Origin of the sequence: Arsenicibacter rosenii (assembly GCF_001870735.1) — a bacterium.
Classification (GTDB): Bacteria; Bacteroidota; Bacteroidia; order Cytophagales; family Spirosomataceae; genus Arsenicibacter; species Arsenicibacter rosenii.
The window spans coordinates 1-2,515 of the sequence record NZ_MORL01000098.1 but is presented as its reverse complement, the minus strand read 5'-3'; the positions used below and the strand labels follow the sequence as shown (position 1 = coordinate 2,515).

The following is a 2,515-nucleotide window of genomic DNA, read 5'->3' as shown; positions in this document are numbered from 1 at the left end:
GATCGGTCACGTACTGAATCCGGTATTCTTCATCAATTACCCCACCCTCCTGAGTGATCTTATGATTCCGGTTAAAACCCGTCGCCAGCATCATTTCCTTATCAGGGGCCTGCTTACCGGGACCTTTGAGTAAATCGCCGGCCAGCTGCCAGGTCAGAAATTTATCGTAGCCGTAATTCTGGTTAAAGGCATGAATCACCCAGTCGCGCCATGGCCACATTGTACGCAGGCCGTCGTCCTGAAACCCGTGAGAATCCGCATACCGGGCGACATCGAGCCAGTTGATGGCCATTTTTTCGCCATAGTGCGGGCTTTTGAGGAGCTCATCAACGACCTTTTCGTAAGCATTCTCTGATTGATCCGCTGCAAATCGTTTTTGCAGTTCAAGGGCGGGGGGCAGACCGGTCAGGTCGAGCGAGACCCGTTTCAGCAAACGTTCCCTGTCTGCTTCTTCATTTGGTGTCAACCCGTTTTCTTCCAGTTTTGCCAGCGTGAAATAATCGATTTCGTTGCGGGGCCAATCCGAATCATTCACGTCAGGAAGCGTTGGCCGTCGTGGTGGGATAAAGGCCCAGTGGGGTTTGTATCTTGCTCCCTGTCTGATCCACTTTTCAATCAGCGCAATCTGATGGGCCGTCAGCTTCAGGTNATCGGCCGTATCTTTTGTGGTAATGCGCAGCCATACATCCGACTGTTGCAGGTTACCCGGTACCAGGGCATGGGCGTTCGGATTGTCCTTCAGCGCCGCATAGGCATCCGCTTCGGTATCGAGCCGGAGGTTTGCTTCGCGCTTGTTGGCATCGGGGCCATGACATTGAAAACAGTTATCAGACAGAATGGGCCGGATATGAAAATTATAGTCGACCTCATCGGGTATTGCCATACCCACCGTATCGCTATGCTGTGTATCCGTAAGAAAGCAGGCCGTCATACAGACCGGTAAGCAGAGGATGGTTGTCAGCAACAACAACCAGTGATGCACCCGAAGGCATGGTAAACGAAGAAGCTGTTTCACACTATTTTCAGATCAATAGTTTGTTACTTTCTCAGACACTCAGGCTGTTCAAACCTGATATGTATGGATCAAATAGCCGTAATGTTACCTGAAATATAGTGAATATTCTGCTTTGCACTTACTTTCATGTGAAGATCAAAGGCGGGTGTTCAGCTATTCCTGTTCAGAGTCAGCGTATCGTGATGAAGTATAGAGTGTAGGAAAAGATATAAGCCCATATCCGGATATATTGTCTGTTGTGCCATCCGGTTTATCTCTTTTTGTAATAATATTATTGCAGGATTTGAGTATTTGTTGCTATTTGTAATGACTTTTCAATAAACCTCTTTATGTTGACGCAACATAACGTACTATTATTCCTGAAACACAATCCGGCACTTACGGTTTCTGTACTGGAAAAGGAAGCGGGATTACCGAAGGGCACTATTGCACAGGCATTGGCAGGTACCCGGACATTGAATGCAAATCACCTGACTAAACTGGAGCCCATCTTAAACAAATACGGGTATCTGGAAGGGCTCTACACGAAAGCGCGTGTTATTGCCGTCATTAACCATAAAGGCGGGGTAGGTAAAACAACTACAACCTCATCGCTGGGCTCAGCGTTGGCCAACCGCGGATTTAAGGTGTTATTGATTGATCTGGACCCTCAGGGGAATCTTAGCCAGATACTGGGGGTTGAGAGTCCGGAAGATCAGGTAGCTCATGCCTTGTTGAATGATTCGCCCCTGCCAGTCATTCCTATATCTGAAAACCTGAGTCTGTCCCCGTCAGACATTGAACTGGCAGATACGGAAGTGCAGCTTATCCTGAAAGTAGGCGGGGACCTGCGCCTGAAGAATAAGCTAAAACCCGTGCTTCCCGATTTTGATTATGTTTTGATCGATTGTCCGCCTTCATTAGGTAAACTGACCACATCAGCCATGAATGCGGCAAACGGATGTCTGATTACGTTACTACCGGAGATTTCAGCGGTTAAAGGGGTCGATTCTCTTTTGAAGCGGTTCATGGAAGTCAAGGAAAATCTGAATTCGGAGTTGGTTATCGATGGCATTGTTTTTACGATGGTGAAGAAAAACTCGGTTCATGATGGCATTAAGGAAAGTGTGCGGCAATCTGTTCCCTGTCAGGTGTTTAAAACGCAGATCAAGCATTTAGTCGACTTTCAGAAGTCTCAGATCATGCAAATGCCGATCAGCACATTTGCCGAGCAGTCTGAGGCGGCAAAAAACTACGCGGATTTCTGCAATGAATACATTGAATATTTACAAGTAGTCAACTAAACCGGGTACATGGCAAAGTTCAATTTACAGTCGGCAATCAGCAAAAATGTGAAGACCACGCTGAGTAATGCCTACAGCAGCGTTGAAAATATAAAACAGCATATCATTGTTCTGGAGGAGTTACGGAACTGGATACCGGCACCGGCTGCTGAGGAAATCAGACAGCTTGAACTGAATATTGTAGCAAACGGCTGCCGGGATGCGCTCATACTCTGGG

The 2,515-nt window shown here is 47.2% G+C and carries 2 protein-coding genes and 1 pseudogene; 2 read left to right on the top strand and 1 reads right to left on the bottom strand.

What is annotated here, in order from left to right:
• A partial coding sequence (locus BLX24_RS29980; RefSeq protein WP_143092901.1) for a DUF1549 domain-containing protein occupies positions 1-931 on the bottom strand: 931 nt, incomplete at its 3' end.
• Between the two features lie 413 nt (positions 932-1,344).
• On the opposite strand from BLX24_RS29980, the gene BLX24_RS29975 reads away from it, so the two are divergent.
• Entirely contained in the window at positions 1,345-2,298 is a 954-nt protein-coding gene (locus BLX24_RS29975; RefSeq protein WP_071506868.1) for an AAA family ATPase, read from the top strand.
• Positions 2,299-2,307: 9 nt separating this feature from the next.
• Positions 2,308-2,515 (top strand): annotated as a pseudogene (locus BLX24_RS29970) (hypothetical protein); the annotation flags it as partial.

Bases quoted from the DNA above. Each gene is read 5' to 3' on its own strand.
- BLX24_RS29975 (WP_071506868.1), top strand. From the start codon at position 1,345: ATGTTGACGCAACATAACGTACTATTATTCCTGAAACACAATCCGGCA.